The organism is Pseudomonas sp. GD04058 (assembly GCF_029836855.1).
Taxonomy (GTDB): domain Bacteria; phylum Pseudomonadota; class Gammaproteobacteria; order Pseudomonadales; family Pseudomonadaceae; genus Aquipseudomonas; species Aquipseudomonas bharatica.
The window spans coordinates 61,989-73,026 of sequence record NZ_JAOECN010000030.1 but is presented as its reverse complement, the minus strand read 5'-3'; the positions used below and the strand labels follow the sequence as shown (position 1 = coordinate 73,026).

Annotated in this window: 11 protein-coding genes; 9 read left to right on the top strand and 2 right to left on the bottom strand. The window is 59.2% G+C overall.

The window, feature by feature from the left end; translation table 11 throughout:
• Positions 1-108: 108 nt before the first annotated feature.
• Together N7650_RS21185 and N7650_RS21180 are read right to left on the bottom strand one after the other, a co-directional pair.
• A complete protein-coding gene (locus tag N7650_RS21185) occupies positions 109-639 on the bottom strand; it encodes an AAA family ATPase (RefSeq protein WP_279899872.1) in 531 nt (176 codons plus the stop codon).
• A gap of 194 nt (positions 640-833) precedes the next feature.
• Positions 834-1,631: an SDR family oxidoreductase gene (locus tag N7650_RS21180; RefSeq protein ID WP_279899871.1), complete on the bottom strand. Its 798-nt coding sequence runs from the start codon at positions 1,629-1,631 to the stop codon at positions 834-836.
• Between the two features lie 107 nt (positions 1,632-1,738).
• Between N7650_RS21180 and N7650_RS21175 the strand changes: the two genes are divergently transcribed.
• From N7650_RS21175 to N7650_RS21135, 9 genes are all read left to right on the top strand, one after another.
• Positions 1,739-2,680 carry a GlxA family transcriptional regulator gene (locus N7650_RS21175; protein WP_009405322.1) on the top strand — a complete coding sequence of 314 codons (942 nt, stop codon included), beginning with the start codon at positions 1,739-1,741 and terminating at the stop codon, positions 2,678-2,680.
• Between the two features lie 168 nt (positions 2,681-2,848).
• Positions 2,849-3,889 (top strand): GlxA family transcriptional regulator, encoded by a 1,041-nt coding sequence (locus N7650_RS21170; RefSeq protein ID WP_009405323.1) that lies wholly within the window; start codon positions 2,849-2,851, stop codon positions 3,887-3,889.
• 160 nt (positions 3,890-4,049) lie between these two features.
• Positions 4,050-5,192, top strand: coding sequence for a ring-hydroxylating oxygenase subunit alpha (locus tag N7650_RS21165; RefSeq protein ID WP_009405324.1), 1,143 nt, complete (start codon positions 4,050-4,052; stop codon positions 5,190-5,192).
• Positions 5,189-5,947 (top strand): SDR family oxidoreductase, encoded by a 759-nt coding sequence (locus N7650_RS21160; protein ID WP_279899866.1) that lies wholly within the window; start codon positions 5,189-5,191, stop codon positions 5,945-5,947. The genes N7650_RS21165 and N7650_RS21160 overlap by 4 nt, the downstream gene beginning before the upstream one ends.
• Positions 5,948-5,955: 8 nt before the next feature.
• On the top strand, positions 5,956-6,885 hold the full coding sequence (locus N7650_RS21155; protein ID WP_279899865.1) for a 3-keto-5-aminohexanoate cleavage protein: 930 nt from the start codon (positions 5,956-5,958) through the stop codon (positions 6,883-6,885).
• A gap of 20 nt (positions 6,886-6,905) precedes the next feature.
• On the top strand, positions 6,906-8,327 hold the full coding sequence (locus N7650_RS21150) for an aminobutyraldehyde dehydrogenase (RefSeq protein ID WP_279899864.1): 1,422 nt from the start codon (positions 6,906-6,908) through the stop codon (positions 8,325-8,327).
• Positions 8,328-8,332: 5 nt separating this feature from the next.
• The gene (locus N7650_RS21145) at positions 8,333-9,082 is read left to right on the top strand and encodes an SDR family oxidoreductase (protein WP_037061859.1); all 750 of its coding nucleotides are present in this window, start codon (positions 8,333-8,335) and stop codon (positions 9,080-9,082) included.
• Positions 9,082-10,014, top strand: a complete 933-nt coding sequence (locus N7650_RS21140) for a 3-hydroxyacyl-CoA dehydrogenase NAD-binding domain-containing protein (RefSeq protein ID WP_009405329.1) — start codon at positions 9,082-9,084, stop codon at positions 10,012-10,014. The genes N7650_RS21145 and N7650_RS21140 overlap by 1 nt, the downstream gene beginning before the upstream one ends.
• A 57-nt stretch (positions 10,015-10,071) precedes the next feature.
• Positions 10,072-11,025: a PDR/VanB family oxidoreductase gene (locus tag N7650_RS21135; RefSeq protein WP_279899861.1), complete on the top strand. Its 954-nt coding sequence runs from the start codon at positions 10,072-10,074 to the stop codon at positions 11,023-11,025.
• Positions 11,026-11,038 lie beyond the last annotated feature (13 nt).

Below are 11,038 nucleotides of genomic sequence, written 5' to 3'. Positions count from 1 at the left end.
CAAGGGCGCTGAAGATCTACCGGCATGCACTTGGCGGCCATAACGCGGTTCTCAGACGGGCACCTCGCAGCCACCACTATTCAGAAAAGATGTGTAGATACCCAAGGCTCAGCGGCGAAGCGGCTGTGCCTGCAAACTATCGAGGAATATCCTGGCATCCCGATTGGAGCGCAGGCAGACCACCTGGCACGTCGACGGAGCCGTCGCCGCGAGTTGCTTCATCTTTTGCCGTGCCGAGATCCTCGTCCGCCACATGAACCCGAAGAACTCCGGCAGGCTGGCCAGCCGTTCCGGGCAGTCGTCCGGCAAGTCCGGCCGGGAGCGACCGTGGTTAAGCAGCGTCCTGAGCACTACGCGCCAGAATCGAAGCGGTGCGGACCGGTCGATCCAGATCAGCAGGTCCGCGCGGGCCAGCCTGTTGTTCCAGGTTGCCGAATGCCCACCTTCGAAGATCCAGCGCTCACCGGCCTCGACCTCATGGCAAAGACGGGTCTTCTGGTCATGGCTGCGTTCGACCCACCCAGGCTGCCAGTGAATCGTATCGATATGCACGACCGGCAAACCCGTGCGTTCGCCCAGCGCGCGCGCCAGGGTACTTTTCCCCGACCCCGGCTGACCAATGATCATCACCCGTTGCATTGAAGTTCCCTCTCGCCGTGCCTGCTGGTTTTTTGGGGGGCGCGATTGTACGGCAATGAACGGGTCGGTCCAATCATGTCATTTCAGTATTTGTCGCTACGCTGCGCTGCACGAGGGTTGGTAAATACGTACACAAGTTCGGCGAACGACAGCTCACCTGAAATCACCAGTGGCAATATGCATCTTCGTGACGATCACCTGGCGGTATAGCGCGGAGCAAGCCGGTTGCTGGACAACTGATCGAACAGCGCCTGCCGGCTGGCCTCATAGCGTTCGAACGGCTGCAGGTCGTGCATCGAGGGGATGGAGATCAATACCTCGTCGTCGAAGTCCTGCAGCGCGCCGTCTACCAGGTCCTCGGCCGACATCACGATGCCCGGGTCGAGGTTCTCGACGGGCAGGCCGCCGATCTGCCAGAAGTCGGTCGCGGTGGCTCCCGGCAATACGGCCTGGATCCTGATGCCCTGGTCCGCCAGTTCCTTGTGCAAGGATCGGGTAAAGGCGGTGACATAGGCCTTGCTGCCGCCGTAGACGCCGTTGAGCAGCTCCGGTGCCAGGCTGACGATGGAGGAGATGTTGATGACGGCGCCTTGCTTGCGCGCCACGAACCCCGGAATGGCTGCATAGGTGAGGCGGGTCAGGGCGGTGATGTTGAGGGTGATCATTTCGGCCATGCGCTCGACGTTGCTCTTCAGCAGGCTGGTGTGAGTGCCGATGCCGGCGTTGTTCACCAGCAGGGTGATGCTGGCGTCCTCGCGCAGCTTGCCTTCTACCCTGGCCAGGTCATCCAGGTTGGCCAGGTCTGCCGGAAATACCTCGACGTTGCGTTGGGTTTGCGTGGTGATGCGATTGGCAAGTGTGTTCAGGCGCTCGTGGTTACGGGCCACCAGCACCAGGTCGTAACCCCGGTGTGCGAGGCGTTGCGCGTAGATGGAACCGATGCCGGTGGATGCACCGGTGATGAGGGCGGTGCCTTTGGATTGCTGGGTCATGGTCGTGCTCCGTTGGCTGGGTGTGACGCCATGATGCAGAGGATCGCCTTTGTCTTAAACGACGCATATGCTACGTTTTCAGGACATCAACACCGTGGAGTTCCGTCATGCACCGTGTCGGCTATCTGCTCACCGATGGTTTCCAGGTCATGTCACTGGCGACCCAGGCTGTATTCGAGTTCGCCAATATCGTTGCTGGCGAAGCGATCTACAGGATCCAGAATTTCTCCGTCGATGGCGGTACGGTGCGCTCCTCCCTCGGGATGTATATGGACACGCTGCCGTTGGCTGCTCCCGGTTTGGCCGACACCTGGATGATCACCGGAACACTGACTCCGCTGACGCCGCCGAGCGAGAAAGTGCTGGAAAGCGTGCGAGGTTTCGTCGAGGGCGCTCGCCGCACCGCCGGCCTGTGTACCGGTGGTTTCATCCTGGCCCAGGCAGGTGTCCTGGATCACCGCAGGGCCACCACACACTGGGCCTATGCGAAACAGCTGCGTGAGCTGCATCCGAAAATCGAAGTCGAGGAAGACCGGATCTTCATCGTGGATGGCCAGGTCTGGACATCCGCCGGCATGAGCGCCGCCCTGGACATGGCACTTGGCATGGTGGAGAAGGATCTGGGAAACGAGGTGGCCAGGTCGGTGGCACGCCAGCTGGTCATGCATCAGCGCCGCTCCGGGGGGCAATCCCAGCATTCCGAGCTGCTGACGCTGTCGCCGAAATCAGACCGGATCCAGGCCGCACTGGATTACGCGCGGCGGAATCTGGGGCGGCCCTTGAGTGTCGAGGAACTCGCCGAAGCCGTGCACTTGAGCCCCCGGCAATTTACCCGGGTATTCACCGCCGAGACCGGCCAATCACCCGCCAAGGCCGTGGAAAGGCTGCGTCTTGAAGCGGCCCGGGTGATGATCGAGCAGAGCCGGCACAGCCTGGACGTGGTGGCGAAGGAAGCCGGCTTCAGGGACCGGCGGCATCTGCGCGAGGTCTTCATTCGTGGTTACGGCGTGCCCCCGCAGGCGGTGCGCAGGGATGCCCGGCGGGTGTGATGGCCGAGCACTGGGGGCGTGGGCATGGCGACATCGCCGTCAGGTGCTTTCGCGAACCACCAAATTGGAAGCTCACATCCTCCATCAGCTGTCCACGCCCCAGGCTGCCTTGGTTATACCATCTGGTCCGGCCCGCTGAAGAACGTTAATGTGCTGTGGCGCAACGCCATGCAGCGCTCCAAAAAATCAGCAGCAGGGTCCGAGGTTAGCGTGTTCAGGTTTCTAGTCATCGTATTTCCTTATTTCAATGCTGCTGCGACCTCAGCATTTGTCGATCCATTCCGGGCAGCCAATTACCTCAGCGGAGAGACGCATTTCTACTGGGAGTTCGCCTCGATCGATGGCGGTGGCACCCGGGCCTCGAATGGCATGGACGTGTTCACGCAGTCCCTTGCTAGAGTGCGAAATGAAAGCTGGGATCTGGTGGTGGTGTCCTGCAGTTGGACGCCTGAGAAGTTCCACAGTCCCCGCTTGCAGAGCCTACTCAGAGGGTGGGCAAACAAGGGCTGCATGCTCGGAGCGATCGACACAGGGACCTTTCTGCTCGCTGAGGCAGGTTTGCTCTCTGGGCGCCGTGCGACAGGACATTACGAACATATTGATGCGCTCATCGAGCTGTATCCCGACGTCACTATTGTCGAGGATTTATATGTCTTCGATGAAAATCGTTTCACGTGTTGTGGTGGAGCAGCCGCAACGGATACTGCCCTGCAGCTGATTCGCAATATGCACGGAGAAACGGTCTCCAACGAGGCAGCCCGTTATGTGTTTCATCAACAATTCCGGCCAGGCAGCACGCAGCAGAACCCTCAAGACCATCAACCGCTGGGACACACCGTACCGCCTGCAGTAATGCATGCAATCAAGCTGATGGAAACTCACCTGGAGGAGGTCATCAGCATTCCGGAAATCAGCGAGCGGGTGGGAATCTCACAACGCCAACTCGACCGTTTGTTCCGTGACGTGACCCATAAAACGCCCGCACTTTACTACCGTGATATCCGACTGGATCGAGCGCGTGGGTTGGTCACCCAGACCAGCATGGCGCTGACCAAGGTAGGCGTGGCTTCTGGCTTTCCTAACCAATCCCATTTTTGCAAAGTCTATCGCGAGCGCTTTGGTTTGACGCCCAGCCAGGATCGACAGGACGGGCGTGTACCGTTCAACTACCGCGCCTGGCCAATGCACCAGCCTGGCAAGCAGCGATGATTGCGTGTCGCTCATTGCAATCACTTATCTAAAAACGACGCCGACGAAATAAACAAATAGATCGGCGAAATATGAAAATTCTTCGCCTTGCAGCCAGCCCACTATCGACCCCACAGAACGAGCCAAACCCCATGCTCGTGATAATAAAAGGGCCGTTGATATGTCTGAGTTGCTGCATCCTCGTCAATTCGAATCGATCAAACAGGGCTACGATCCGGATCCGTTGATCTCCCACTCTCTGCGGGCTGAGGCCTATGTTGAGCCCGAATGGTTCCACCTTGATCAGCAGGCCATCATCGCGAAAAGCTGGCAGTGGGTTTGCCACGTTGAAAAGGTTCGGGAGCCTGGTAGCTACACCACCGTAGATATCGCCGGTCATCCAATCGCCGTAGTTCGCGACCAGGACGGTAGCCTCCGTGCCTTCTACAACGTTTGTAAACACCGCGCTCATCCGGTGCTGCAAGGGGAAGGCAAGACGCGCCGCATCGTTTGCCCGTACCACTCCTGGTGCTACGGCCTGAACGGCAGCCTGGTCGCTGCCCCGCATGTTGGCGGGTTGAAAGACTTCAACAAAGAAGACATTCATCTCACCCCAGTCCAGGTCGAAGAATTCTGTGGCTTCGTCTACGTTAATCTCGACCCGCAGGCCGCTCCGCTTCATCAGCAGTCTGGCGACCTCGCGAAGGAAGTTTTGAAGTGGGCGCCAGACATCGAGAAGCTCACCTTCGCTCGTCGATTGACCTACGAGATCAAGTCGAACTGGAAGAACGTGGTCGACAACTTCCTCGAGTGCTACCACTGCCCGACAGCTCACAAGGACTTCTGCACACTGGTCGACATGGATACCTACAAGGTGGAAACCCACGGTATCTACTCCAGCCACATGGCGGAAGCCGGCAAGGGGCAGAACTCGGCCTACGACGTATCCAAGGCTAGCGTCCGCACCCACGCGGTCTGGTGGCTGTGGCCTAACACCTGCTTGATGCGCTACCCGGGTCGTAGCTCGATGATCGTCCTGAACATCGTGCCCATGGGCCCTGATCGCACGTTCGAAACCTACGACTTCTTCCTGGAAACACCTGAACCGGACGACATGGAGAAGGAAGCCATTCGTTACCTCGATGAGGTGCTCCAGGTGGAAGACATCTCGCTGGTCGAGAACGTCCAGCGCGGCATGCAAACCCCGGCATTCGATCAGGGGCGAATCGTCACTGATCCGAACGGCTCCGGCAAATCCGAGCATGCCTTGCATCACTTCCACGGTCTGGTACTGGATGCATACGCACGTAGCGTGAAGCCATGAGCAGCGGCGGCCTGAAGGGAAAGGTCGCCTTGGTCACCGGTGGTACAGGCGGCATTGGCAGGGCTGTGTGTGAGCGCTTGCTGAAGGAGGGGGCTGTGGTCTACGCCGCCGACCTGTCGCAACGGCAGCCAGTGCCAGGTGCGATGCCAGTGCAACTGGACGTCGGTGATGAAACTCAAGTGCAGGCAGTCATGCAGCAAGTGACTCAGGAACAAGGGCGGCTTGATGTGCTGGTGAACGCTGCCGGTATAGAGGTGGAACACACCATCGAGCACACCACCCTGGAAGTCTGGAACCGCGTATTCGCGGTGAATGTCACCGGCACGTTCCTGGTCAGCAAATACGCATTACCACTGTTACGCGAAAGCAGCGCAGCGAGCGTTATCAACTTTGGTTCTTACGACGGGTTCATCGCCGACCCTGGTCTGGCGGCCTACTGCGCGAGCAAGGGAGCAGTACATGCGTTGACTCGCGCTATGGCTTGCGACCATGGCCCCGAGGGTATCCGGGTCAATGCGGTATGCCCCGGCTACATCGATACGCCGATGCTCCGCAGCTTTTTCCAGGATCACGGCGATATCGCCAGCCTGGAAAGCGCGGTGCGCGATATACACCCAACCCGGCGCTACGGCACGCCACCCGATGTCGCCAACCTCGTTTACTGGTTGGCCAGTGATGAGGCCCGCTATGCCAGCGGCCAGTTGTGGATTCTCGATGGTGGCCTGACCGCCCAAGTACAACAAATGAAATTGTGAGCCTTGCCATGCCAAAATCCGTGATCATTACCTGCGCCACTACCGGTGGCGTACACACCCCGACCATGTCGGAATACCTGCCAATCACCCCGCAGGAAATCGCCGATTCGTCCATCGAGGCCGCTAACGCCGGCGCGTCGATTATCCACTTGCATGCCCGCAACCCTGAAACCGGCAAGCCGGATCCGCGCCCTGAGCTGTTCCAGGACTTCATGGGACAGATCCATCGCCAGAGCGATGCCGTGCTAAACGTGTCCACCGGTGGCGGCCTGGGCATGACCCGCGAGGAACGCCTGCGGGCGGCCCTGGCCGTCAGCCCGGAGATGGCTTCGTTGAACGTGGGCTCGATGAACTTCGGCATCTTCCCGATGAAGGCCAAGTATTCCAACTGGAAGCATGACTGGGAGCCGGCGTTCCTCGACAGCACCCGCGATTTCATCTTTCGCAACACCTTCGCTGACATCGAGTACATCGTCAAAGAGCTGGGTGATGGTCACGGCACCAGGTTTGAATTCGAGTGTTACGACTTGGGCCACCTGTACAACCTGGCATGGGTGATCGACCAGGGCTGGGTCAAGCCGCCGTTCCTCATTCAGATCGTGTTCGGCGTTCTCGGTGGCGTTGGCGCCGACCTGGACAATCTGATGCACATGCACACCGTCGCGCAGAAGCTGTTCGGGAAAGATTACGAATGGTCGGTGTTGGCAGCTGGCAAGCACCAGATGAGCTTTGCCACCCAGGCTGCAATGCTTGGCGGCAACGTTCGGGTAGGTCTGGAAGACAGCCTCTTCATCGGTGCGGGCGAGAAAGCAAAAAGCAATGCCGAGCAAGTGCTGAGGATTCGTTCGATCGTCGAAAACCTCGGGCTCAAGGTGGCCACGCCTGAAGAAGCTCGAGCGCGTCTTGGGTTGAAAGGTCGCGACAAGATCACCTTGTGATTCGTGATTGGGGATACGCCATGCATACCAAAATGTTGATCAACGGCGAGCTCGTTGAAGGCGCCGCTGCGCCCCTGGCTGTCATCGATCCGGCTACTGGCGAGGAGATCGTCAGTGTTCGCCAGGTGGATGATGCTCAGTTGGATAGGGCTGTGCGTAGCGCTCACGAAGCGTTCGAGTCCTATTCGAAAACTACCCCGGCGCAGCGTGCTGCTCTCTTGCAGGATATTGCCGGGGTGATCGAGCAGAATGCCGAGGAACTGGCCTCATTGGAGAGTCAGAACGTCGGCAAACCATGGCCATCGGCACTCGACGATGAGATGCCGTTGACCCTCGATACCTTTCGCTTCTTTGCAGGAGCCGCCCGCACCATGGCTGGTGTAGCTGCCGGAGAATACGTACCAGGTCATACAAGCCTGATTCGTCGCGATCCGATCGGCCCAGTTGCAGCCATTGCACCGTGGAACTATCCGCTGATGATGGCGGCTTGGAAGTTGGCGGCGCCGTTGGCAGCAGGCTGCAGCGTGGTACTGAAGCCCTCGGAGGTAACGCCTTTATCGACTCTGCGCCTGGGGCAGTTTCTGGCGGATGTGGTGCCCAAAGGGGTCATCAATATTGTGCACGGGATTGGTACTTCGACCGGCGCCAGGCTGATCAATGCCGAAGGTATCGAGGCCGTGAGCATCACCGGCTCACCGGCAACCGGTAGTGCGGCCATGGGAGCGGCAGCCCGGCAGATGCGCCAGGTTCATGTCGAACTCGGCGGCAAGGCACCCGTAATCGTTTATGAGGATGCCGACATCGATAAGCTGGTCGCGACCCTGCGTGCGACGGCGTTTTTCAATGCGGGTCAGGATTGCGCGCAGCCTTGCAGACTGTTGGTAGCCAGCAAGATCTATGAGCGCGTCGTCAGTGCCCTTGCCGAAGCTGCGACGACGATCAAAGTGGGGGCACCAAGGGCCCACGGAACAGAGATGGGGCCGCTCGTGACCGAAGTGCACCGTCAACGAGTAGCTGGGTTCGTAGACCGCGCTCGGGCTTACGCTGAGGTAGTAACAGGAGGAACGGTCGAACCTGGCGGTGGCTTCTTCTACAGCCCGACCGTGGTTGCTGATGTCGACCATCATGCTGAAATCGCAACACAGGAAATGTTCGGGCCGGTGATATCCGTATCCCGGTTCACCCCGGATCAAGACCCGGTTGCGATCGCCAACGCGACCCGTTATGGCCTGGCCTCGTCCCTGTGGACGCGTGACAGTGGTCGTGCAATGGAAGCCAGTAGCCGCCTGCGTTATGGCTTTACGTGGGTCAACACCCATGGTGTGGCAACACCTGAAATGCCTTGGGCGGCCATGAAGGGTTCGGGTCACGGTTGCGACATGTCGGTGTTTGCGCTGGATGCCTACACCAGTGTCCGTCACGTCATGCTTGCACACGGGTGACCAGCATGGACGGATCCTCGGTAATCGTGACGGGTGGTAGTAGAGGCATCGGCTTCGCCATCGTAGAAAAATTTGTTGCGCAAGGACGACAGGTCGTGACGTGTGGCCGTGGGGTAAGGCCAGGACACCTTGATGCATCGGTCGAGTGGGTTCAGGCAGACGTGTCCAGACCTGAAGACGCTCGCTACATCGTAGAGCGTGCTGAGCAGCGCTTTGGTCGAGTGGGCATCCTGGTCAACAACGCCGGTGTGCAGATCGAAAAAACGGTTCTGGAAAGCACTGATGCCGATTGGGATGAAGTGATGGGCATCAATGCTCGCGGGACGTTCAACCTCTGCCGCGCGGTTCTGCCAGGGATGGTTCAGAGCGGCGGTTCGATCATCAACCTGGGCTCTATTTCAGGGCAAACGGCTGACCCGTCCATGGCGATCTACAACGCATCCAAAGCGTTCGTGCATGGGCTGACCCGCTCGATTGCGGTGGATCACGGGCCAGGCGTTCGCTGTAACGCCGTATGTCCCGGCTGGATCATGACCGCAATGGCCGAAGATGCCTTCGCTATGGCGGAAAACCCGGAAAAGGCCAAAGCCGATGCTTTGGCTCGTCACCCAGCAGGCCGGTTCGGACAACCTGACGATATCGCCGAAACGGTGGTGTGGTTGGCATCCGATGCGGCGCGTTTCATTACCGGACAGTGCTTTGTCGTTGATGGCGGCCTGACCAGTGCTTCTTCCTTGCAACCGAGGTTTTTCTGATGAGTGAATTTCAAAATATCGCGGTGATTGGCGCCGGTGTTATCGGTGCTAGCTGGGCCGCACTGTTCCTGGCGTCCGGGCGTAACGTTGCCGTCTATGATCCGTCGCCAACCATGGAAGCTGATGTTCGTAGCTACATCGACAATGCTTGGCCGACACTGCGTGAACTGGGCCTGGCCAATGCCGAGCCGGGCCAGTTGAGTTTCCATGGCGATGTCGCGAGTGCAGTGGAGCATGCCGACTTCGTGCAAGAAAGCGTGCCGGAGCGTATTGCGATCAAGCACGATCTCTTCGCCAGACTGGAAGCATCCCTCAAGCCAGGTGCCATCGTCGCTTCGTCCGCGTCCGGCCTGCGCCTGGGTGAGATGCAGGCGGGTTGGAAGAATCCGTCGCACTTCATTCTCGGCCATCCCTTCAACCCGCCGCACCTCATTCCGCTGGTGGAAGTCATGGGTAACGACAAGACCGCTGCCGGTGTGGTCGAGAAGGCTGAGCGCTTCTACGGCCTGGTCGGCAAGGTGACCATCCGGGTCAACCGTGAGGTGAAGGGGCATGTCGCCAACCGCCTGCAGGCCGCGCTGTGGCGAGAGGCCATTCATCTGGTCAAGAGCGGTGTCGCCAGTGTTGAAGACGTCGATAAGGCTGTATGGGCGGGCCCAGGTCTGCGTTGGGCTGCAATGGGGCCAACCATGCTGTTCCACCTGGGCGGTGGATCGGAAGGCCTGAGTTCCTTCTGCCAGAAATACACCGACAGCTTCAACGGCTGGTGGGATGACCTGGGTGATCCGCGTCTTGATGCAGAAACGGCCACCATGCTTGTGGAGGGCGTTAATCATGAAGCCGGGGCCAACAGCTGGGCTTCTCTCGCGACAAATCGGGATGAACTGATCACTCGCATGTTGAAGGCAACCGCGCCACTGCGGCGCCGTTGAGTTTGGGCCCGGGACGGATCCCGTCCCGGGCCAGTTTGCCGTTGCGTGAGGTTTGCCATGCCTGATGACGTATTGACCCTACAGATAACCGACCTGATCGCCGAAGCCAAAGGCGTGATGGTCATCGAGCTGCGCGCTCCTTCGGGTGACGCGCTGCCGTCCTTCAAACCCGGCGCCCATATCGAACTGCATTTGCCCGGCGATATCGTGCGCCAGTATTCCCTGTGTAACGACTCACGAGAGAACCACCGCTATTGCGTTGGGGTTGGCCTTTCGCCCGTCAGTCGTGGCGGTTCCCGGCATGTGCATCAATCGCTTCGCGTGGGAGACGCGTTGAGGATCAGCTCACCACGCAACCATTTCCCATTAGAGGAAGACGCGCCAGGTTTCGTGTTTTTTGCCGGCGGCATCGGCATCACACCGGTGTGGTCGATGATCCAGTGGTGCGAAGCCAACAGGCGTCCTTGGCACCTCTTCTATCTGGTGCGTAATCGTCAGCGTGCAGCCTTTCTTGAGGAGCTTCGTGCTTTTGGCAATCGGGTCACCTTGCATGCTGACGATGAGGCAGGTGGATTGTTCGATATCGCTGGCGCGATCATTCAGCAGCCGTCCAACGTTCACTTCTACACGTGCGGGCCTACCCCTCTGATGCTTGCTGTGGAAGCGGCAGCGAGCGGCTTTCCCGATGAGCAGGTGCATTTCGAATGGTTTACGCCGAAGCAGCCGAAAAGCTCGGGTGCAGATAAAGCCTTCACTGTTCAGCTGGCCAGGAGCGGCAAGTCGTTCGAAGTGCCCGCAGACAACAGCATTCTTCAGGTACTGGAGGCGAACGGCCTTCGCGTCGAGAGCTCTTGCCGGGAGGGGACATGCGCCTCATGCGAAGTTTGCGTCCTGGATGGTATCCCCGACCATCGCGACAGCGTGCTGACAGCAGCCGAACGCAAGAAGAACGACGTGATGATGATCTGCGTTTCCCGGTCGCTTTCAGAAAGTCTCGTTCTCGATCTCTGAAATGCGCCCATGA

What these genes read in the sequence shown, in the direction of transcription:
- N7650_RS21185 (WP_279899872.1), bottom strand. Translation starts at nt 639, where the DNA reads ATGCAACGGGTGATGATCATTGGTCAGCCGGGGTCGGGGAAAAGTACC.
- N7650_RS21180 (WP_279899871.1), bottom strand. Translation starts at nt 1,631, where the DNA reads ATGACCCAGCAATCCAAAGGCACCGCCCTCATCACCGGTGCATCCACC.
- N7650_RS21175 (WP_009405322.1), top strand. Translation starts at nt 1,739, where the DNA reads ATGCACCGTGTCGGCTATCTGCTCACCGATGGTTTCCAGGTCATGTCA.
- N7650_RS21170 (WP_009405323.1), top strand. Translation starts at nt 2,849, where the DNA reads ATGCAGCGCTCCAAAAAATCAGCAGCAGGGTCCGAGGTTAGCGTGTTC.
- N7650_RS21165 (WP_009405324.1), top strand. Translation starts at nt 4,050, where the DNA reads ATGTCTGAGTTGCTGCATCCTCGTCAATTCGAATCGATCAAACAGGGC.
- N7650_RS21160 (WP_279899866.1), top strand. Translation starts at nt 5,189, where the DNA reads ATGAGCAGCGGCGGCCTGAAGGGAAAGGTCGCCTTGGTCACCGGTGGT.
- N7650_RS21155 (WP_279899865.1), top strand. Translation starts at nt 5,956, where the DNA reads ATGCCAAAATCCGTGATCATTACCTGCGCCACTACCGGTGGCGTACAC.
- N7650_RS21150 (WP_279899864.1), top strand. Translation starts at nt 6,906, where the DNA reads ATGCATACCAAAATGTTGATCAACGGCGAGCTCGTTGAAGGCGCCGCT.
- N7650_RS21145 (WP_037061859.1), top strand. Translation starts at nt 8,333, where the DNA reads ATGGACGGATCCTCGGTAATCGTGACGGGTGGTAGTAGAGGCATCGGC.
- N7650_RS21140 (WP_009405329.1), top strand. Translation starts at nt 9,082, where the DNA reads ATGAGTGAATTTCAAAATATCGCGGTGATTGGCGCCGGTGTTATCGGT.
- N7650_RS21135 (WP_279899861.1), top strand. Translation starts at nt 10,072, where the DNA reads ATGCCTGATGACGTATTGACCCTACAGATAACCGACCTGATCGCCGAA.